General features: G+C 35.1%; 16 protein-coding genes. 7 read left to right on the top strand and 9 right to left on the bottom strand.

From position 1 onward, the window contains the following. Window positions 1-2: 2 nt before the first annotated feature. From A8143_RS10875 to A8143_RS10885, 3 genes are all read right to left on the bottom strand, one after another. A complete protein-coding gene (locus A8143_RS10875) occupies window positions 3-695 on the bottom strand; it encodes a CTP synthase (protein WP_070138090.1) in 693 nt (230 codons plus the stop codon). Between the two features lie 88 nt (window positions 696-783). Beyond that, window positions 784-1,407, bottom strand: a complete 624-nt coding sequence (locus A8143_RS10880; protein ID WP_139134340.1) for a hypothetical protein — start codon at window positions 1,405-1,407, stop codon at window positions 784-786. 227 nt (window positions 1,408-1,634) lie between these two features. Beyond that, complete coding sequence (locus A8143_RS10885; RefSeq protein ID WP_070138092.1) at window positions 1,635-1,961, bottom strand: hypothetical protein; 327 nt, start codon at window positions 1,959-1,961, stop codon at window positions 1,635-1,637. 240 nt (window positions 1,962-2,201) lie between these two features. Between A8143_RS10885 and A8143_RS10890 the strand changes: the two genes are divergently transcribed. Further along, the gene (locus A8143_RS10890; protein ID WP_070138093.1) at window positions 2,202-3,557 is read left to right on the top strand and encodes a saccharopine dehydrogenase family protein; all 1,356 of its coding nucleotides are present in this window, start codon (window positions 2,202-2,204) and stop codon (window positions 3,555-3,557) included. On the opposite strand, the gene A8143_RS10895 is transcribed toward A8143_RS10890, so the two are convergent. Beyond that, a complete protein-coding gene (locus A8143_RS10895; protein WP_070138094.1) occupies window positions 3,558-4,175 on the bottom strand; it encodes a NifU family protein in 618 nt (205 codons plus the stop codon). Window positions 4,176-4,300: 125 nt separating this feature from the next. Between A8143_RS10895 and A8143_RS10900 the strand changes: the two genes are divergently transcribed. Both A8143_RS10900 and A8143_RS10905 read left to right on the top strand, forming a co-directional pair. Continuing rightward, a complete protein-coding gene (locus tag A8143_RS10900; protein ID WP_083261336.1) occupies window positions 4,301-5,326 on the top strand; it encodes a S66 peptidase family protein in 1,026 nt (341 codons plus the stop codon). Window positions 5,327-5,376: 50 nt separating this feature from the next. Continuing rightward, entirely contained in the window at window positions 5,377-7,680 is a 2,304-nt protein-coding gene (locus tag A8143_RS10905) for a hypothetical protein (protein WP_070138095.1), read from the top strand. On the opposite strand, the gene A8143_RS10910 is transcribed toward A8143_RS10905, so the two are convergent. Beyond that, the gene (locus tag A8143_RS10910) at window positions 7,666-8,436 is read right to left on the bottom strand and encodes a glycosyltransferase (RefSeq protein WP_175437532.1); all 771 of its coding nucleotides are present in this window, start codon (window positions 8,434-8,436) and stop codon (window positions 7,666-7,668) included. The two genes, A8143_RS10905 and A8143_RS10910, sit on opposite strands and share 15 nt — an antisense overlap. Before the next feature lie 98 nt (window positions 8,437-8,534). Here A8143_RS10910 and A8143_RS10915 point away from each other — a divergent pair, with 98 nt between their 5' ends. The 3 genes from A8143_RS10915 to A8143_RS10925 are packed head-to-tail and all read left to right on the top strand — an operon-like array spanning window position 8,535 to window position 14,181. Next, window positions 8,535-9,149 (top strand): uridine kinase family protein, encoded by a 615-nt coding sequence (locus A8143_RS10915; protein WP_070138096.1) that lies wholly within the window; start codon window positions 8,535-8,537, stop codon window positions 9,147-9,149. Between the two features lie 30 nt (window positions 9,150-9,179). Then, complete coding sequence (locus tag A8143_RS10920) at window positions 9,180-12,839, top strand: sensor histidine kinase (RefSeq protein WP_070138097.1); 3,660 nt, start codon at window positions 9,180-9,182, stop codon at window positions 12,837-12,839. A 1-nt stretch (window position 12,840) separates the two neighbouring features. Next, on the top strand, window positions 12,841-14,181 hold the full coding sequence (locus A8143_RS10925; RefSeq protein ID WP_070138098.1) for a cation:proton antiporter domain-containing protein: 1,341 nt from the start codon (window positions 12,841-12,843) through the stop codon (window positions 14,179-14,181). Here the strand turns inward: A8143_RS10925 and A8143_RS10930 are convergent. From A8143_RS10930 to A8143_RS10945, 4 genes are all read right to left on the bottom strand, one after another. Continuing rightward, on the bottom strand, window positions 14,168-14,920 hold the full coding sequence (locus A8143_RS10930) for a rhomboid family intramembrane serine protease (RefSeq protein WP_070138211.1): 753 nt from the start codon (window positions 14,918-14,920) through the stop codon (window positions 14,168-14,170). The two genes, A8143_RS10925 and A8143_RS10930, sit on opposite strands and share 14 nt — an antisense overlap. Window positions 14,921-15,054: 134 nt before the next feature. Next, window positions 15,055-16,899 (bottom strand): glutamine--fructose-6-phosphate transaminase (isomerizing), encoded by a 1,845-nt coding sequence (gene glmS, locus A8143_RS10935; RefSeq protein ID WP_070138099.1) that lies wholly within the window; start codon window positions 16,897-16,899, stop codon window positions 15,055-15,057. 6 nt (window positions 16,900-16,905) lie between these two features. Beyond that, the gene (locus A8143_RS10940) at window positions 16,906-18,282 is read right to left on the bottom strand and encodes a DUF4270 family protein (protein WP_070138100.1); all 1,377 of its coding nucleotides are present in this window, start codon (window positions 18,280-18,282) and stop codon (window positions 16,906-16,908) included. Between the two features lie 90 nt (window positions 18,283-18,372). Continuing rightward, window positions 18,373-19,191, bottom strand: a complete 819-nt coding sequence (locus A8143_RS10945) for a glycogen/starch synthase (protein ID WP_070138101.1) — start codon at window positions 19,189-19,191, stop codon at window positions 18,373-18,375. Between the two features lie 98 nt (window positions 19,192-19,289). Between A8143_RS10945 and panC the strand changes: the two genes are divergently transcribed. After that, complete coding sequence (gene panC / locus A8143_RS10950) at window positions 19,290-20,144, top strand: pantoate--beta-alanine ligase (protein ID WP_070138212.1); 855 nt, start codon at window positions 19,290-19,292, stop codon at window positions 20,142-20,144. Window positions 20,145-20,179: the final 35 nt, after the last annotated feature.

The raw sequence follows: 20,179 nt of genomic DNA on the forward strand, positions 1-20,179 counted from the left end.
TTTTAATAAGTACTTTCTTTGATATCTAATATCCGACGCACACTTTTTACAAAATAAGTGAAAATTGGATGTGGAATGTCTTTACTGGAAATTATTTGAGGACAGAACATCGTGAACACAAAAAAATTATGTGTTTTCAACTTTAAAATTTCCGGATCAAAGTATTGATTTCGTGCACCAATTTCAAAATCTTCAGTTAATAACTCCGAATAATGTGGTAATATTGAATAGCGAGAAGAACTGTATTCGGTAACTCCTCTGTTCAAATAAATTTTACCAAATTCGGCTGAAAATCGATCAAGCGTAACACTCGTAAACTGATTACCTGTTACTAAATTATCCGAAATTATTTTTTCAGATTTAGGATCAAATCCTTTGTTCTCAAAGTGGGTCTGAACAAGGGTTTTAAAACAGTCACCCGTTCCTAACACCGGAATATCTTGCTGTATTAATTTAGAAATAATGGATTGAAAGAAAAAGGGATGTTGGTACGGACCGGGGGCAATAATTATTCCGTCAAAAGAGGTGTGAAAATTGTCTATTTCTTCAGAACATTCACGTTCGTTTAACCAATAATAATTTATGTCTTGATCTAAAACTTGTTGCGCATGCTGCAACGCTTGATTAGTTGCATTATGCGAATGATATGCGAAATTGTAATCACCTAATATAGCAATTCGAAGTATTCCATCCATAGTTTTGCTAATGCTTCCTGTTAAAATTAGAAAAAAAAAAGGGAGATTCAAAGAACCTCCCGTTTAATTAATATATTCTTAATACGTTTTATTCTAATTTAAATGCCGATCGAACATGCGCATTTTCGATACACTTTAAACTATCAATTACACCGTAATCTGAATTGAATAAGGAACAGTTGAATGTCGCATCAAATTGCATGTATGTACCTGTAGTATCTGATTCGTGAATCATGGTGTTGAAAACAAAATCTTTTACACAAATGGTTGATGTTGAATCACTTTCCCAAACTCTTCCATTTGGATCAGTCCATCTTACCACAACTCCGTTATGATCATATCCACCTGAATATACTGGTGTCGGATTATCTTCTAAAAATGCTTTCCAAGCATCTAAAGGCGGGTTATTTGATCCATCATCCACCCAATCAATTGATCGAACTTCAATTTCCAATCCACCGATAACCCCTGCGTCTTTGATAAACGTTCTGTATCTAGCGTTTGATGTACCATCACCAGTAGAAATTACTTTATCTGAGTAGTATTTACATGAATCTGAATAAGTCACCTTATTTACTGAATCAGCTACATCCATTTCGCATTCACAATTTAGGTCCACCAACGGAACTGGTGGTGGAATTACCTCATGATCGGTACACGAATGTGCAAGTGCAAGACCTGCAAACGCGAATAGAAAATATAGTTTTCTCATAACAATGCTTTTTGTAAAGATAAATCTTTTTTTCACAATACGCCCGTCGTTTGATTTTGGTTGCTTACAAAAATGAGAATTTAATACTGTTTAAGTTTTAACCAACAAAAACTGCAGGTTTAAACCAACGACTTCGAACATAACTCCTATAAACAAATCAAATTTACCCTGGTCAAATATTCTACAAAATCATTTCATACACCAGAAAACAAAATTACTGCACGAGATTAAGCCCTCAATTCTTGTACTTTTTGGTTAAAATAGAAGTCCTCCAATACAATACCTTCGCCAAATACATTTTCAAACGAATAGTCAATAATTTCAGAACCGTCCTCCATTGGAATGTGATTGACTTGATTCACTTGAAACTCTATTCCAAGTGCTGTTATTTTAGCTATTATACGATTGAGGTCAGATTGAGAAATCATCATTTCTGTTGCAAACTTGCGCCCTTTCACAATCACATCACAAAAAGCTTTCACAACGCTATCCCCTGATTCATAAGTAACTTGTTTAACTATCAGTTGCTCGTAAATTGAAATAATATTTTCCATAACATTTAATTTTGATACAATATTATTGGGGTAGATCGTAAAGTAATTACGTTCATCTTTTATCGTTTTAAAAAGACTTTTTTGTCACTTTTGAATGATGAAATACGTTAACCATAACGAAACCAACTATTTTATGTGATTTGTGAATTTATTTTCAAAAAATAATTGTCTAGTGTTTTTTTTAACGATAGAAAAATGTTAGATTTGAAATACCCAAGAAAGACTAAAACAAAGACAAACATGAAAAAAATATTGGTTATCGGTGCAGGGCTCTCCACATCATCTTTGCTTCGATATTTTACTCAAAATGCTGAAAAAGAAGGTTGGTTAATAAGGGTTGGTGATCAAGATGGAGCATTGGCTGCGTCCAAGGTTGCAAATTGTAAAAATGCTGAAGGATTTGAACTTGATGGTTTGGATGAAGAGCAACGTTCCCCGCTTATAGAATGGGCCGACTTGGTTATTTCCATGCTTCCTGCACGTTTTCACGTTGAAGTTGCAAAAGACTGCATTAAGCACAAAACCAATTTAATTACACCTTCTTATATTTCTGACGAAATGAAAGCACTTAACCAAGCGGCAATTGACGCTGGAATAGTCATTATGAACGAAATTGGTGTAGACCCAGGCATCGACCACATGAGTGCGAAAAAAATCTTGGATGAAATAGAAGAAGCTGGTGGTAAGATGCATATTTTTGAATCTTTTACAGGTGGTTTAGTCGCCCCAGAAAGTGATGACAACCCATGGAACTATAAATTTTCCTGGAATCCTAGAAACGTTGTTCTAGCTGGACAAGGAGGAGCTGCTAAGTTTATTCAAGAAGGGCAATACAAATACATTCCTTATCACCGATTATTCCGCCGGACTGAGTTTATTGAAATACCTGGTTACGGTAAATTTGAAGGGTATGCAAACAGAGATTCTTTGAAATATAGAGACGTTTATAACCTCCAAGATATCCCAACAATTTATAGGGGAACATTTAGACGAAAAGGGTTCTCCAAAGCTTGGGATTGTTTTGTACAATTAGGTGCAACCGATGATTCGTATATACTTGAAGGTAGTAAAAACATGACGCGTCGTGATTTTATAAATTCATTTCTACCGTATAATGTCAATGATTCTGTTGAATTAAAACTAAGGCATTATTTGAAAATTGATCAAGATGATCCGATGTTCATGAAACTTGAATGGTTAGGTATTTTTGACAAAGTAAAATATGATTTTGAGACGGACGTAACACCTGCACAATTTTTACAACGAATTTTAGCAGATAAATGGAAACTCGGCCCCGATGACAAAGATATGATTGTTATGTGGCATAAGTTCGTTTACAAAATCAATGGAGAATTTAAAGAAATTAATTCCCACATGGTGGTAAAAGGAGAAAAACAACCTTACACTGCCATGAGTACTACTGTTGGATTACCTGCAGGAATTTGTGCTAAAATGATACTAAACGATACTATTCAAATAAAAGGTGTACAACTTCCAATACACAAAGAAATATACGAACCTATTTTAGAAGAATTGGAAAAATTCGGTATCGTATTTCACGAGCAGGAAGTTGTGGAGCCAGTACTTTATATTTAATTACTGGCTCAACGCAACCACTTCTTTAACTTCTTTCAAGTTAGATTTTAGTAATTGTTCTATTCCTCCTTTTAACGTTGCAGTGGATGATGGGCATCCAGCACACGAACCTTTAAGTTCAACTGTAACAATACCATCTTCGTATCCCACATAATCAATCGCTCCACCATCATTTTCAACAGCTGGACGAACGTATTCATTAAGTAAATGCATAATTGGCTCATCAAATTCTGATGGCTCAAAAACTTTTCTTGGTGCCTTATCTTGTTCCTCTTCTCCGTTCGACTTAGGCTGGGTTGATGGCATCATAATTAAAACTTCTTTCCCATCCGCTAACCATTCACGAATAAAGTCTCTCAATTCCATCACTATAAAATCCCAATCAACGTTATCCGTTCGCGTGATCGTTACAAAGTTTCCTGAAATAAAAACACCATCAACAAAAGGAAAATTGAATAATGCTTCTGCTAATGGCGAATAACCTTTGGCTTCTGCCCCACTTTCAAACTGCACTGTTTGATCATTAATTAGTAAATATTTATTCGCCACAAACTTCATCGTAAGTGGATTAGGCGTCATTTCAGCATATAATGTAATCGGAACTCTTTTCTCCTCCATAATTCTTCATTTTATTGTACAAAGTTAAGGCTTATTTAGATGCATTCTATGCAAATAATAATTCGATTATTAAAAAAAACGGATAGCTCAGATAATCGGTCTTAAAAACTGTATATTTAGTATTAATGAAAAGAAAAGATTTTATTCGCGCCGCAACAGGAATTATGGCTGGTGTAAGTGGATTAGGATTGTCTAGTTTTAGTGAACTCAAGGAGTCTAATCCTCTTAAATTAGCACATAACCTGAAGCCGGGTTCAACAATTGCCTTAACTGCTCCAGCTGGCGCTATTTGGAATGCCAAACAGATTGATAAAATCAGAACAATTCTGAACGATGAAGGATTTAATATTGTTATTGGAGAAACAAATTACCAACAAGAAGGTTATCTCGCTGGAAGTGATAAAGAACGTGCACATGAGTTAATGTCATTTTTTGAAAACGATAAAATTGATGCTATTCTAACCATGCGTGGTGGTTGGGGATGTGCCAGAATTTTAGATTTATTGGATTACGATATCATCGCCAAACACCCCAAAATAATTATGGGATTTAGTGACATTACTTCATTAATCAACGCAATATATCTCAAAACAAACCTCGTCACTTTTCACGGACCAAGTGGTTATTCTTCGTGGGGAAAGTTCACATTGAACCACGTAAAAAAAGCTTTAGTAAGCACATTACCGTTTCAACTAAAAAATCCCCCAGAAAACAAGAAAGAACTTAAAACTTGGTCAACCGGAAAAGCAAAGGGACGACTTATTGGAGGTAATTTAACAGTTATTGTCTCCATGATTGGAACGGGCTATGAACCAAACTGGAAGGGTAAACTCCTTTTTTTAGAAGAAATTGGAGAGGAACCTTATCGAATAGATAGAATGCTTTGGCAATTAAAGCAAGCCGGTGTGTTTAAAAAAATAAATGGTTTAATTTTAGGCTCTTTTAAAAACTGTACCCCTGAAGAACCCGCCAAATCTTATGAATTAGCCGAAGTCTTTGAACAACACTTTCGTTCATCGCCAACACCAGTTTACCAGGGTGCATCTTTTGGACATATAGCACCTAAGTTTACAATACCAATTGGTGTTTTGGCTGAAATGGATGCCGATAAAAAAATCATTAATACCTTGGAAAAGGCGGTGAAAATTTAGTTTGCGAAAATCTAGTAAAAGCTTAATTTAGCGATTTAATTCATGCATACATGCACAAAATCAGTCGCGATAAGTTTATTTATCTAACATTTCTTGCAGCCTCAGCGGTTTTATTCTTTTTTTATTCGACCGTTCTTCTTGCGCCTAATGACTTTTTATTTGATGATGGCGGCGACGGCATAAAGAATTATTACACCTATCTCTATCATGCAAAATACGGTGAAAATTTTACCGAATTTACGGGGATGAATTATCCATATTTTGAACATATCGTATATACCGATGCTCACCCTTTTTTATCTTGGACAATTCATCTTTTAGGGTTAGAAAATTATGGGATTGGCATTATGAATATACTGATGCTTCTTTCTTATCCAATAGGTGCTATTTTTCTTTTTAAACTATTGCGTCATTTTGGTGTTTCAAATTGGTGGAGTTTAGGAGCTGCTGTGACCATTATATTTCTCAGCCCCCAAGTGTACAGAATGCTTGGACATTACTCAATGGCCTATGTGTTTGCGGTACCTATTATGTGGTGGCTATTGGTTAAATGTCAAACCATAAAAAAATTTAATTATTGGAATTTTATAATTGCGGGTTACATTCTCATCTTCTTTTTCACACACCCCTACCTTGGTATGATTTTAACCTCTTTTGGATTTGCATACTGGATTGTGCGTGCCATCATCAATCGAAATGAGATTAAATCCTCTCTATTAAAAATTTTAGCACAAGCAATTTTACCAATTGTTTTGTTTCAAGGTTTGGTATTTCTGACTGACACTCATGAAAATAGATTGTCAAATCCAGCTGGTTTTTTTGACTATTATGCCAGTTGGAAATCCTTATTAGTTGCTCATGATGGCCCTTTAGCTCATTTGGCTATACGTATGAAAATTAATATTGGGAACTGGGAATCTTGGTCATATATTGGTTTTTCTACTATTATTTTTCTGATAGTGATTGGTGTGTATCAATTTAAAAATCGAAAAGAGTTCAACCTAAAAGCTGTTATAGCGAACGAAATTATAATTTATTTAATTGCGGCTTATTTAATCTTAATGTTTGCTTTTTGTTTTCCATTAAAGTTTGATTGGATGAGATGGGTGACAGATTTGTTTGGCCCGTTGAAGCAGTTTCGCGTACTTGGCCGTTTTACATGGATTTTTTACTATGTCATTACGATTTCTGCTGTAGTTGGATTATATAGGCTCAGTCTTAAACACAAAAGAATAAACCTACTATTCATCCTTGGGTTAATTTTTACAACCTTAGAGTTTGCCCCAGTTCACTCAATGCTCTCTCGCGATATTATCCGCGGTAAAAATGCTTTCAAAACTGAATATGTAGCACCCGAATTAAAGGAGGTTATTGATTACGTCGAGGCGGCCAAATTTGATGCAATTATCTTTTTACCTTTTCAACACATGTCAAGTGAAAATATTATGTTATTGGGCGATGAAGAGGCCAATAAAGATGCATTTCTTTTAAGCTATCACACAGGTATTCCGCTTTTAAACTCTGTGTCTTCACGGATGTCTCTTACAGAATCCATTGATTTTAACAATTATTTTTCACCTGGTTTTATGGAAAAGATGTTGACCTATGACCTTCCAAAAGATGCAAAAATCGGTATTGTTAAACGCAATGGTGTACTCGATCCTCAAGAAATGAAAATGATCTGGGAAATGACCGATTTATACGAAAACGATCAATATCTCATCGTAGATTTTGACCAAAACCATTGGAATAGTCCACGCCGTTTTAATGAAATAGTAGAAAAAAATAAAAATGCAACAATACAGTTAAAAGAAGAATGGAGAAGTGACACATCGGACGTCTGGTTTTACACCGCCAACTATGACACCTGCAGTCCTCCGCCAAGTGAGTACCCATCATTCTATGGACAAAGTTCTTACTACGGTAAAAAGAATGGGTGGAACAGTATACTTACCTTAAACTCACATCAAATTCAACCCGGTAATTATGTGGTTCGTTTTTGGTATGACTTATTGGTCGATAGGCCTGATGTTTCGGCAGTTGTACAAGAAACACAAAATGACACCACCGTATGGCTGAATAATTTCCTGGTCTCGCAATCAACGGTTATTGTGGATAAATGGTGCATGGTTGAATTAGAATTTGAAGTTTCTGACAAAATGCAGACTTTGGATATTTTACTTACTGGTAATGGAAATATGCAGCCCTTTCATATTGATGAATTAATGATAAAAGAAAGTCCTGGTCCAGCTATTTTCAAAACAGTTAGGCGTGATAAAAGGGAGTTTATAGTTTACGACAACTACTGGATAGACGCCAATTCCTTCAAATCACAAGAATCAAGAGCGAAATAAAACGCGAAAAAAGTTAACCGATTCTCGTGCCAATATTTTCAGATTCACTTTACTAAATACCACACCAGGTTTCAATTCGACTTTCGCCGTTGCAATAGACACTTTTTGTTTAGCTGCTAATTTTATGAATTCAAGATCAAACAGAAAACGATCGATTTCAGTTTGCATGAAAATCTTTGCTCCTCGTTGGTTAAATCCTTTAATACCACATTGCGTATCATCAGTAGGCAGGTTTAAAAAAGACTTAAGTGTCCATCTCAAAAATTTGGAAATTACTTTCCTTAAAAAAGGTGTATTCTGATAATAACCTGCACCACGGTGTCCGGGCACAACATCATGACCTAACTGTAATTTCTGATAAACTTTAATAAAGCTATCTTGCGTGTATGGAAAATCAATGTCGGTATAGATTATATATGAATTTTCCGTAGACTTTACCCCTTCCCTTAATGCGAAACCCTTCCCTCTATTGTTTTCATATGTGATGATTTTAATCGTAGGTATTTCTTTATTGAGAATCATCAAGTCATCTTTCGTTACATTTTTGGTGGATCCGTCATTAACTAAAATAATTTCAATTTCGTGCGCTACAGAGCGTTGTAAATTACGATAAGAGTCAATAATGGTTCTTGTCCAATCACCTGTAGGATTATAACAGGGCAGTATTAATGCTATTTTATCTGTAGGATTGATGCTTAAAAAAATCGTTTTAAAAACAAAAGTGCAATTTAAGGTAAATTCTGTGAATTCAATCAAAAATACAATCAGATAAAACAAGCCGATTGAAAACAGTATTCATTTTAACTTCCAAAATATTTATTGCATTTTTGTGCTACTAAATTTACAATAAAACTATGGTTCGATATATTGTTGGTATCACTGGAGGAAGTGGTGTTGGTAAAACGACGTTAATCAATCAATTGTATGAAGAATTTGACGGGCGAGTATCTACTTTATCCCTCGACAATTATTATTTCCCAATTGAACAACAAGCAAAAGATGAAAATGGCATTGTTAATTTTGATCTGCCAACTGCTTTAGATGCCAAACAACTAGAACGTGATATTCACCATATAAAATCAGGTAAAACCTTACGCCAAAAAGTTTATGGTTTCAACAATCCTGCTAATGAACAAGAGTTTCAAGAGATTTATCCGAATGAATTATTAATCGTTGAAGGTTTGTATGTGATGTATTATCCTTTTATGCGAGAATTGCTGGATTATTCTGTTTATTTAACTGTTGATAAAAAGTTACAGTTAGAAAGAAGATTAAAAAGGGATATGGAAGAGCGAAACTATAAAAAAGAGGATATAATTTATCAATGGGAGAATCATGTAATACCATCTTATGCGAATCATGTTGAGCCTTTTAAAGATAAATCAGACTTGATTATTACTAACAACCAAAAATTTGACGATAATATTCATATCTTAATGGCTAAAATACATGAAAAATTAGACCTATAGAAAGGGTATAATTCTTGTTGAGAAAAGATAATGAATTTGAAAACAAAAAGGCGCTTTATTTGGACAGCTGGAATAGGATTTCTATTCTGGATTTTAGGCTCCTATTTGTTTCATTATCATCTTAACGTCAACATAGGAGAAGGTGGGATTTCAGATTTCGAAGCTGCTTATCAGGAGAAATCTACCGAATTATATAAAGAGTTGAATCAATTTTCATCTCGATTTCCTTCACAAAAAACTGTAGACGCTCGATTTGCACTTGCGCAAAAACTCGAAAAAGAGACGGGATTTTCATTTTACTCGTTCAATGGGGATACCCTCGATTTATGGTCCAGCAATCGAATAGCTGTTCCACACCCCAGTGACTCTTATTGGGAGCATAACGAGATCGTTCTCCTCCAAAATGGTTGGTATAAATTAGCCACTTACAGAGACGAAGAACGACTATTCGTTGCTGCTTTTTTGGTTAAAAATGAATATTACTATGAAAATGAAGATTTGGTAAATGAGTTCTCTCCAGAACTAGCACCAAACCTCAGTGGCGATATTTCATTTTCCGAAAAAGGATTTCCGGTTCACAACATAAACGGAGAACATATTTTTTCAATTATTCCAAGTGATGAAACAGAAAAAAATCTCACATTAGAATTAATCGTCTTTAGCTTGTATTTGGTTGGATTTCTTATTCTTCTTCAACTATTAATCAACGCTTTTCAACGTCTATTAATTACAAAACCAATTTTATTAATTCTATTTCCTCTTGGGATAGTCTTATTGCGCTATTTGTGGTTAACCTCCGAATTCACAGGCTTATTTTCTGATTTCGAATTATTTAACCCTGAGCTATTCGCCTCCTCCAACCTTGCACCTTCTTTGGGAGACTTGATTATCAATATTTCCATCTTTTATTTTATCGTTCATTTTTTACTAAAGCGCACAAGAAATTGGTTTGCTACTGGAAACCTTAAATTGAAACTCGTTGTATTTGTCGTTCCTCTTTTTCTCTCCAGTTTTTACATCGCTTTCCAAATCAATGAAATTATCCACTCCCTAGTCTACAACTCTAAAATTCCCTTTGATTTAGAGCGCCTTTTTGATCTGAACCAATACACTTTTGTGAGTATTGCATTAATAGGTGCGAGTTTCTATGCCTATTTTAAACTGGTTCAATACATTATTATTCAATTAAAAGCCAGCAAATTTGAATGGAATAAATTGGCCTTTATGTGGGTAATATCCTCGGGCGTTTATATTGTAACCGATCAATATTATTTCGATCAAAGTTTGCTCACCTCTCTTTGGCCAATATTTTTGAGTGGTTCGTTATTATGGTTTCATTTTACCGAGAGTGATTATAAATTTGCGCATGTAATCAGCATGCTTGCTTTTATTGCATTTTATGCCTCTTATATTTTGCAAGGTTACAGCGCCGATAAAGAAAGGGAAATTCGAAAATTTCAAGCCGACAAAATTGCTAAAGACCGGGATCCTTTGACTGAAATTGATTTTGCAGAATTAGCAAAAAAAATGGAAGCTGATGAATTTTTAGCTCCCTATTTTATTGGTAATTTTGACCACTCTATATTCAGTGAAACTATAGAAGAGCGGTATTTCGATCGGTTAAAGGATAAATTTCAATTTAAGTTTTTCCTATTCGATTCGAATGAAAAGTTGCTATATGACCCTCGTAATTATGACTTAAAATCTTTTGAGCGCTTTGAAGAAATCATCAAGACTTCAGGAATTTCAACGGCAGCTTCGCCCGATTTGTATTTTATAAACAACTACACTGATAAACTCAATTACCTATCAAAAATAGATATCATACATAAAGATTCATTGTATGGTCATTTATTCACAGAATTTCGTTCCACAAAATTTCCAGATGAAATAGGTTTACCATCCCTACTACTAGACGATAGAACCGCAAACATCAATCACTTAAAAAACTACTCCATTGCAAAATATGTGAACAATAACCTTGTCACGCGGCGTGGTGATTATAATTATCCAACTTCCGCATTTTATTGGGTGAACAAGGTTGGAACGTTTACTGAAAAAGGAAATTACAATCATTTTGTTTACTTGAGTGAGGAAGGTGATTACACGGTTGTATCGAAAGAATCTTCTACGGGAATAGCCTTGTTTACTTCTTTCTCCTACCTCCTTATAATATTTGGCGTATTGCTTTTAATCCCTTTAATTTACGTACAACTCCAACGAAAGGTCAATTTTAACAATATCAAACTTAATGTAAAAATTCAGGCTGTATTAATTAGTCTCATCTTTATAACACTTGTCGCATTTGCTGTTGGTGCTGGGGCCTATGTTGCAGATATCAACCTAGAAACCAATAAAGATTTATTAAAAGAGAAAATTGGCGCCGTAAAAATTGAAATTGAAGATCGATTAAAACAAGAAGAGGAGGTAGACGAAACCGAAGCAGAATATTTAGAATTCTTGCTAACAAAATTCTCCCGTGTGTTTGTAACGGACATCAACATCTTTGATCATAAGGGTGATCTTCTCGCTTCAAGTCAACCAAAAATATATTCTCAGGGCTTAGTATCAAAGAAAATGAATACGTCAGCATATCGCGGAATTTATTTAAATAATCAAAGTGAGTATATCCACAAAGAAAGAATCGGTAAACTGGAATATTTATCTGGATATCGTCCGATATATAATGACCAAGGGAACTTTTTGGCATTTTTAAATGTTCAATACATTTCTCGACAACAAGAAATGGAAAATCAAATCTCGGGGTTTCTTTTGGCTATTATTAATATAATGGTATTCATGTTGGCCTTTTCAACGATACTTTCTATTACAGTTTCCAATCGATTAATTCGACCTTTAAAATATATTCAAGAAAGCATTAAAAACGTACAAATTGGGTCTGGATCTCAGTCTATTGCTTATCATAGAACCGATGAAATTGGTGATTTAGTGAAAGAATATAATAAAAAAGTGGACGAACTACAGAAAAATGCAGAGATGTTAGCGAAAAGTGAACGTGAAAGCGCTTGGCGTGAGATGGCTAAACAAGTGGCGCATGAAATAAAAAATCCATTAACGCCGATGAAACTATCCATTCAACATTTATCGCGTTCGGTTCAATTAGCGAATGAAGAATCAGAAGAGAAATTACAGCGGGTCACAAAATCTTTAATCGAACAAATTGATGCATTAACCACGATTGCTAACGAATTTTCGAACTTCGCAAAAATGCCAAAGCCAAGTGAAACAGAAGTGGATTTGACCGAAATTCTACAGAGCACAATCTCCGTATTTGCTGAATATGATCAGCATCAAATTAACCTTCATATTGAGCCAAAAACGCCAACCTTAGTTTGGGCAGATAAAGATTTATTATTGCGTGTTTTTAATAACCTCACAAAAAACGCCATTCAAGCTATTCCTGTAGGTGAACAAGGCCTTATTTCGGTCACACTAACCGAATCCGAAAACTATTACAAAATTGAAGTTAAGGATAATGGAGTAGGAATTAAACAAACCGAAAAAGAACGTATTTTTGTTCCCTATTTCACGACTAAATCTAAAGGTACTGGTTTAGGGTTAGCAATGTCAAAACAAATTGTTGAAAGTATGCAGGGAAAAATTTGGTTTGAATCAGAAATAAACGTTGGAACATCATTTTTCATTAACTTCCCAAAATTAAATCATTAACATGGAAACGTACACCCTAATTATAGGCATATCACTGGTCATTATTATTTCTTTTTTCTTCAATATTTTTGCTAAAAAAACAAATATTCCTAGTGTTTTAATGCTCATAGGTTTGGGAATTTTGATTAAAGAATTTTTACCTGGAAAATACAATACTGAGGATGTAGCCTCATTAAGTACACTAGAAATCATTGGAAATGTAGGATTAGTGATGATTGTGTTAGAAGCAGCACTCGATCTGAAGCTTACGCGTGAAAAAAAGAGTTTAATTATTAATTCTTTTATTGTGGCTTTAACTGCTTTAGTCATTTCCTCATTGGCGATAGCCTCCATTATTTATTATTTTATTCCTGCTCCCGAAATGATCGATCCAAATGGTTGGAATTACTTTTACAAATGTATGATTTACGCCATTCCATTATCTATCATGAGTTCAGCGATAATCATTCCAAGCGTTGGCGGATTAACCGGAGTGAAGAAGGAGTTTATGGTTTATGAAAGTACTTTTTCAGATATTTTAGGTATTATGTTTTTCTACTTTATGTTAGGAGCCGACAAAGAAGCTAGTTTTCAAGCCGTCTCTTTAAATATTGGGATGAACATTGGTGTTACTCTCATCGTTTCAATTTTATTGGCTTACGCTTTAGTTTTTATTTTTCAACGTCTCACTTCACAAGTCAAACTATTTTTGGTGATTTCTGTTCTTATGCTGATGTATGCTTTAGGTAAAAAATTTCACTTATCTTCTTTATTAATCATTCTCGCTTTTGGTTTAGTTTTAAACAACACAGGCATTTTCTTTAGAGGAAAGGTGATGGGAAATTGGGTCAACGAAGAAAAAGTGAAGCCAATTTTACATGATTTTCATTTGTTAACATTAGAATCAGCTTTTGTTATTCGAACCTTCTTTTTTGTGATTTTCGGAATGTTTATCACACTAAATTCCATTTTTGACCCTAATGTTGCGCTGATTAGCTTGGGAGTAATATTAACACTTTATATTGTTCGATTTATTATTTTGAAAATTGTAGTTAGACGAGATATTACGCCTCAATTATATATTGCGCCTAGAGGCTTAATAACCATTTTATTATTTTTTGTAATTGGTGGACATCCAGAATTTGCAATTGAGGCTTTTGATGCTGGTATTTTATTATTTGTTATCCTAATTTCAAGTATCATTATGACCGTTGCGTTAATCACTTATCGCGGTGAAAATGTTCGGGAAGTTTTATTAGGGCAATTGCCAAAAATTAAAGTCGATAAAAACAATGATGGAAAAGATGATCATCAGGAAACCATTGACAACAATGTTGAAAAGCAAGATTTTAATCAGTTTTAGTATTTTTATCTGCCTTTTTCCCTGTTACTGATTTTGGGATAAATTGGTAAACTATTTTTGGTTGATGATGTTCTCCTAACGACTCTTCTTTATGGGGAGGTACAAAATCCTCTTTCCAATATTCTAGCTCTGGTTCAATTCCTAATTCCTCTTCAATTTCGTAGCGCATTTTTTTAGGTTGCGGTCCTTTTTGTTTAAAAATAACAGCCGCAATAATTCCGGCGAATAATCCAGACAAATGACCCTCCCAAGAAACACCTACTTTAATAGGGAAAATACCCCAAATCATACTCCCATAAATGAAAATCACAAATAAAGAGATTGCGGCAACACGCATGTTTTTTCGAAAAAAACCACTGATTACGAGAAAAGAAGTCAAACCATAAATTACACCACTCATACCAATGTGATAATTTGGATTGCCCAAAACCCAGGTACCTATACCTGATAAGAAAAAGATTAATAAGTAGGTTTTAGTAGCGATTTGACGATAATGATAGAATAATAACCATGTTAGAATAAACGCCGGAAGCGAATTATTCAAAATGTGTCCGAAATCACGTGTGCTGTGTAAAAATGGAGAAGTGAAAATTCCTATTAATCCAGACCATTCACCTGGCCTGACACCATACTTGTACCAATTGAGGTCAAACGTATAATCCATTATAAAAACGAGCCACATTAACAGCACGATAGTAAACGAAATTGCAAATGATATACGTGTTACTTTTCGATTCATTAAAATAGGAATATCAAATACACTGCCCAAACCTATCTTATGCCAAAAAGGCGTGAACGAATTAACTTTCACGCCAAATATGGTAAAATCAATTGGTTAAAACGTCAAAATTAACGTGTAGCCGTTTTTAATGTTTATTCTACAGTAACAGACTTAGCCAGATTACGAGGTTGATCAACATTACAACCTCTCATTACGGCAATATGGTAAGATATCAATTGAAGGGGAATTGTCGCTAAAATTGGAACAATAAATTCATCCGATTTAGGGATTTCAATAATGTGGTCCGCAATGTCCTTAACCGCAGTATCTCCTTTGCTTACAATTCCTATAATTTTACCTTTACGCGCTTTTACTTCTTGGATATTACTCACCACCTTCTCATAGTGCTCACCATGTGCAGCAACTACAAAAACTGGCATATTTTCATCGATCAAGGCTATTGGCCCATGTTTCATCTCAGCTGCAGGGTATCCTTCTGCATGAATATAACTGATTTCCTTCAACTTTAAGGCACCTTCTAAAGCAATTGGATAAGACGTTCCTCGACCTAAATAAAGTGCATTCTGCGCATCTTTATATATTTCAGCAACACCGCGTATATAATCATCACTTTTTAATAGTTCCTCAATTTTTTCCGGTAAAGACTCCAATTCATCTAATAACAACTGGAATTTTTTGTCGGCAATAGTTCCTTTTCGTTTTCCTATTGCCAATGCCATTAAAGCTAAGACCACTAATTGAGTGGTAAATGCTTTAGTTGAAGCAACACCAATCTCAGGGCCAGCGTGTGTGTAGGAACCAGCGTCAGTTACTCTAGAAATTGTCGATCCTACCACATTAACAATACCTAACAAAGTCGCTCCTTGTTCCTTCGCCATTTTTAAAGCCGCAAGTGTATCTGCTGTCTCACCAGATTGTGAGATTGCAATCACCACATCATTTTTATTGATAATCGGATTTCTATATCTAAACTCACTAGCATACTCAACTTCGACCGGAATACGCGCTAAATCTTCAAAATAATATTCTGCAACCAATGCAGCGTGCCATGATGTACCACAAGCAATTATAATAATTCGATCCGCTTTGGCTATCTGCTCTTCATAATCTTTAATCCCGCCTAAAGAAACACGTCCAGATTTGGCATCTAAACGCCCTCTAAAACTATCGTGAATTGCACGTGGCTGCTCATAAATTTCTTTTAGCATAAAATGCTCATACCCCCCCTTTTCTAATTCCTCCAGCTGCATCTCTAACTCCTGTACATAAGGAGAAATTTCTTTATTACTTATGCTAATTATTCTTAATCCATTTTTTCGATCAATAATTGCAATTTGCTCATCCTCCAAATAAACTACATTTTTTGTGTACTCAACAATTGGAGTCGCATCTGACGCTAAATAATATTCATCCTCGCCCATTCCAATTACCAATGGACTACTTTTTTTAGCGGCAATTATTTTATCAGGATCTTCAGTAGAAACGACTACAATAGCATAAGCCCCATGCACCTCGTTTAACGCGATTCGAACAGCTTCGACTAACGAAACTCCGCTTTTCTCTTTGATATCCTCAATAAGGTGAACAAGGACTTCAGTATCCGTCTCACTCTTAAATTCGTGCCCTCTTTTTATGAGTTCCTTCTTGAGAATATCATAATTCTCAATAATTCCATTATGCACTAGCGCTATAGAACCATCTCCAGAGCAATGGGGGTGAGCATTCACATCATTTGGCAAACCGTGAGTTGCCCAACGCGTATGACCAATGCCAACTGTCCCTTCAGTTGAATGTCCATCTACAAATTCAGTTAAGTCGATGACTTTACCTTGACGTTTGTAAACATTTAAATTCGTTCCATTTTCCAATAATGCGATGCCCGCACTATCATATCCTCTATATTCTAATCGACTTAGGCCTTTAATTAAAATAGGGTATGCCTTTTTATCCCCTATGTATCCAACAATTCCACACATATTGGTCTAATATTCTGTATAAGTAATTTCTAATCGCGGTTTATTTTTCAGAGTCGTTCTTTGGCCATTAAAAATAATGCGCTCTACCGTTGAAGCGAAAAAAGCGGGTGAGTACACTCGATAACCCACATTCTCAAAATCGCCATTTAACAATCCTTGAATTTCTTGTGTCATGATAAAACGGTATTCTTTCGCGTCTTCATCGTAAGTAACGGAATTGTCCGTTGTTGTCGATCCAAAACCATAATCTTCAGTAAAGGTAGATAATTTACTATCTACAATTCGTGCAATGAATAATCGTGCTGAAGGGTCAAATACATCCGAAGCATAATCTTGAATTGGTAGCACCAATACTGCTCGATTTATTATTCTTGGATTAGGATTTCCTAAACTATCTTTATAAAACTCCTCAATGTGCGGAAATTTTATCACTCCTCTAATTGCTCCCCCTTGCACATAAAAAGTTTCTTCACCCATTGAAGGATTGTCCTCTGCTAATTCCACTTGCGTTCCTGTGCGGTCATATTCTATTTTATTATAGCGTGCTGTAGAACTATTAATGTCAAAATCGAAGCTATCGTATTCATCCGAAACAGTATGATAGTAAAGGGTAACCTTTGATACGGCATCCTCGAGCGAGAAGTATAACACTGTTCCATCACCACTTGATAATCCAAACTTTGGTGCGTCTGGAACATTGACTTTTATGTACAATCCTTTAAACGTATTTGTTGCAAAATTTTCGTTCAATAAACCTGCATTGGCATCAGCTATAAAATCCATACCTAACTCCGTTTTAAGCGGAATTCGCAGGTGCGGCACGATTGTATCTTCTCCAACAATTTGATTAGCGACAAAATCTGGCGAAAATACAGCGGGATCATCAAAAGTTAAATTTGAGCCTATTGTTGTCGGCTCCTCAAAAGTATAGTAAACCTGACTCGTTCTTTCAAGGATATCATCTATTTCATAAACCTCAATTGAGATATCTTGAAAATTTGCGTAATAATTTATCGAAGTATATCGTAAAGAAAGTATAACCGAGTCCATAATCACTTCACCGGCATCTGGAAAATCATTGGTGATATTATCAGGAACAATTTGTGTTACAATTCCACAATTTACTGCTCCAAATATTGGGTCATGATAAGCTCCTAATAGACCCACAGAGGTCTCATCACTTTCCATACTATCAACAAATTCGGACTCTGTATAAACAGTAAATGTATCCGTTATTTGAAAATTCAAATTTTGATTATCCAAATTACTACCTACCGCGGACTCATCCTTTTTACACGCAGTGAATAAAATTACTAAGCCAAAAAAAGTGGCGGAAAGTGTTAAAACTTTCCGCCTTAAAATTATTTCTTTTCTGTTTGTCATCTGTGTACAATTCCTTTAAATTGTCTAATACGTTTGTTTGTCAACAGATGAAACGCAGTTATCAAATTTGATCCTACTTCGTTTCGCGCATTAAACTACGATCTCTTCTACTATTTGGTCGTAAAATTCATTTACCGGTTTAACGCAAGATTCTTCCGAATAGTATTCCAAGAATGGAGTGTCAGATTCTTTTATTGCTTTTACAACATCCGGATCAATTGATTCACTTCCCTGAATTACACCATCAGAAACCTGCATTGCTTTTTTCGTCAATGTTACAAAATCAACTTCTTTTAATTCGCTGATATCTGCTTCATCAAAGCCGTCAAATTTAAGCTTTTCGTAAAAGTTTGAATCCCAATTTTTGTTAAATCCATTGTCGTATACCGAATAAACCACTTTTGCATCAGCAAAATGTGGGTCGTTTTGATACAATTTCTTTATATAGAGTGGAGTTAAAGCAGTCATCCAACCATGACAGTGAATGATATCTGGTTTCCATCCTAATTTTTTTACAGTTTCCAATACTCCTCTTCCAAAGAACATTGCACGTTCGTCATTATCTTCAAAGTACTCCCCGTTTGAATCTGTAACAGTTGCTTTTCGTGTAAAAAAGTCTTCGTTATCAATAAAATAAACTTGAATTTTAGCTTGTGGTACAGAAGCCACTTTTATTATTAATGGATGATCAACATCGTTAATTATAAGGTTCATCCCAGACAAACGAATTACTTCGTGTAATTGATGCCTTCTTTCATTAATACAGCCGTAACGCGGCATAAATGCTCTAATCTCTTTTCCTCCCTCTTGAATTCCCTGTGGCAATTTTCTTGCTGCCGATGCAATATCTGATTGTGGTAAAAAAGGTGAAATTTCTTGCGAAATGTATAGTACTCTTTTCTTCTCCATAAAGTTAATAAGCTATAATTTGAGTACAAAATTACTAAAAAAAAGGCAGAAATTCAATTGTAAAGCATAGATTTGTAGGCTTGTTCAAGAATTTTGATGTGATAATTGCAAAGAATCAAAGTGAATTAAGTGCTGCAATTGCGGCATTAAAAAATGAAAATCCATCGGCAAAAGTTGGATTTGTTCCAACCATGGGTGCCCTGCATCCCGGTCATATGACCCTTATAGCAAACGCAAGGCAACAAACTGATATTGTTGTGTGTAGTATTTTCGTTAACCCCACCCAATTTAACAATCCCAAAGATCTTGAAACTTATCCTCGCACGATAGACGCCGACAAAGAGCTTCTATTAAGAAATGGCTGTAATATTTTACTTCTACCGGATTTTGATTCCGTTTACCCAAACGGTGTTTTAAATTATGAAATTGATTTAGGCGGAATTGATAAGCACATGGAGGGAGCGTTTAGACCCGGTCATTTTAAAGGCGTTTGCATGGTCGTGGAACGATTTTTTGAAATGGTTAAACCCGAAATTGCATTTTTCGGACTGAAAGACTTTCAGCAATTGGCTGTCATCAAAAAGATGGTTCAAGTTAAAAGATTACCTGTAACTATTGTTGGTGTTCCCATTGCAAGAGCAGAAAGCGGATTAGCATTGAGCTCGAGAAACGCTTTGCTATCAGACACTGAAAAAGAAGAAGCCGCATTAATTCACAAAGCACTCTTGAGTGGAATGAATCGCTATAAAGAAACGGTTGATGCTATGGCTATTCGATCTAAGATAGAATCAGAATTTCTAAACTCTAGTCTCACAGTAGAATATATCTCATTCGTTGACAATAACACCCTTCAAGAAGTGAACAAAGTAGACGCAAATACCACAGTTTGTATAGTTGTCTATTGTGGAAATGTAAGATTAATTGACAATATGCAGTTTTCTGAGGCGAAGTAAAATAAGTCTTTTTGTTCCGAATTACGCTTTTATTC

This window comes from Crocinitomix algicola (genome assembly GCF_001661595.2).
GTDB classification, from domain to species: Bacteria; Bacteroidota; Bacteroidia; order Flavobacteriales_D; family Crocinitomicaceae; genus Crocinitomix; species Crocinitomix algicola.

Excerpts from the sequence above, each read along its gene's own strand:
- A8143_RS10900 (WP_083261336.1), top strand. The coding sequence starts at position 4,301 with ATGAAAAGAAAAGATTTTATTCGCGCCGCAACAGGAATTATGGCTGGT.
- A8143_RS10930 (WP_070138211.1), bottom strand. The coding sequence starts at position 14,920 with ATGAATCGAAAAGTAACACGTATATCATTTGCAATTTCGTTTACTATC.
- A8143_RS10880 (WP_139134340.1), bottom strand. The coding sequence starts at position 1,407 with ATGAGAAAACTATATTTTCTATTCGCGTTTGCAGGTCTTGCACTTGCA.
- A8143_RS10940 (WP_070138100.1), bottom strand. The coding sequence starts at position 18,282 with ATGACAAACAGAAAAGAAATAATTTTAAGGCGGAAAGTTTTAACACTT.
- A8143_RS10890 (WP_070138093.1), top strand. The coding sequence starts at position 2,202 with ATGAAAAAAATATTGGTTATCGGTGCAGGGCTCTCCACATCATCTTTG.
- A8143_RS10895 (WP_070138094.1), bottom strand. The coding sequence starts at position 4,175 with ATGGAGGAGAAAAGAGTTCCGATTACATTATATGCTGAAATGACGCCT.
- A8143_RS10905 (WP_070138095.1), top strand. The coding sequence starts at position 5,377 with ATGCACAAAATCAGTCGCGATAAGTTTATTTATCTAACATTTCTTGCA.
- glmS (WP_070138099.1), bottom strand. The coding sequence starts at position 16,899 with ATGTGTGGAATTGTTGGATACATAGGGGATAAAAAGGCATACCCTATT.
- A8143_RS10875 (WP_070138090.1), bottom strand. The coding sequence starts at position 695 with ATGGATGGAATACTTCGAATTGCTATATTAGGTGATTACAATTTCGCA.
- A8143_RS10920 (WP_070138097.1), top strand. The coding sequence starts at position 9,180 with ATGAATTTGAAAACAAAAAGGCGCTTTATTTGGACAGCTGGAATAGGA.
- A8143_RS10915 (WP_070138096.1), top strand. The coding sequence starts at position 8,535 with ATGGTTCGATATATTGTTGGTATCACTGGAGGAAGTGGTGTTGGTAAA.
- A8143_RS10885 (WP_070138092.1), bottom strand. The coding sequence starts at position 1,961 with ATGGAAAATATTATTTCAATTTACGAGCAACTGATAGTTAAACAAGTT.
- A8143_RS10925 (WP_070138098.1), top strand. The coding sequence starts at position 12,841 with ATGGAAACGTACACCCTAATTATAGGCATATCACTGGTCATTATTATT.
- A8143_RS10945 (WP_070138101.1), bottom strand. The coding sequence starts at position 19,191 with ATGGAGAAGAAAAGAGTACTATACATTTCGCAAGAAATTTCACCTTTT.